The 613-nt window shown below is 63.5% G+C and carries 1 pseudogene; it reads left to right on the forward strand.

The annotated features are described in order from the left end of the window. A pseudogene (locus CH292_RS29140) lies at nucleotides 1-409 on the forward strand (hypothetical protein); the annotation flags it as partial. Nucleotides 410-613 lie beyond the last annotated feature (204 nt).

The following is a 613-nucleotide window of genomic DNA, read 5'->3' on the forward strand; positions in this document are numbered from 1 at the left end:
CATCGGCTTCCGACTCGACCATCTCGACCGTTCGGCAGGACGAGCAACCGTCACCCGTACGCACACCCGCCACACGTTCTGGTTGGACGAGTTCACCGCCGAGGTGCTCCGCGACTGGCTGATCTACCGTCAGCGTCGGTGGCCGACCAGCACGAATCCGTACTTGCTGATCACCCGGATAACTGCGCCTACCGCACTGCCGGGCAGTCGCCACTACATCACCCGCCCATTCCGTGACCTCGGCATCACCGCCCGCGAACTGCGTGTCGATCGCATCCTCGACGAGGCCGCCCACAGCGGCGACCCAGTTGCCCTGATGACCGTGTTCGGTATCGGCACCACCACAGCGGTCCGCTATGTCAGGACCGCGCACCCAGGCCGATTCGACGTAGACCCCACCGCACCCTGACTCGATCCGAAGTTCAGCCAACGGACCGGTCGTCGCCGCAGGTTCGTAAGCCACTCGACGCAGCCAACGGCCTTCCGAAACATACGGGGAGGGGGTATGGTCGACATGTCATCGAGATACCCCCAGGGGGTATCTAAGCAGCCAGAGGAGCGCGACATGATCACCACGGTTTACAAAGTCACGGGCATGACCTGCGGTCACTGC

Source organism: Rhodococcus sp. 14-2470-1a (assembly GCF_002259425.1).
GTDB classification, from domain to species: Bacteria; Actinomycetota; Actinomycetes; order Mycobacteriales; family Mycobacteriaceae; genus Rhodococcoides; species Rhodococcoides fascians_E.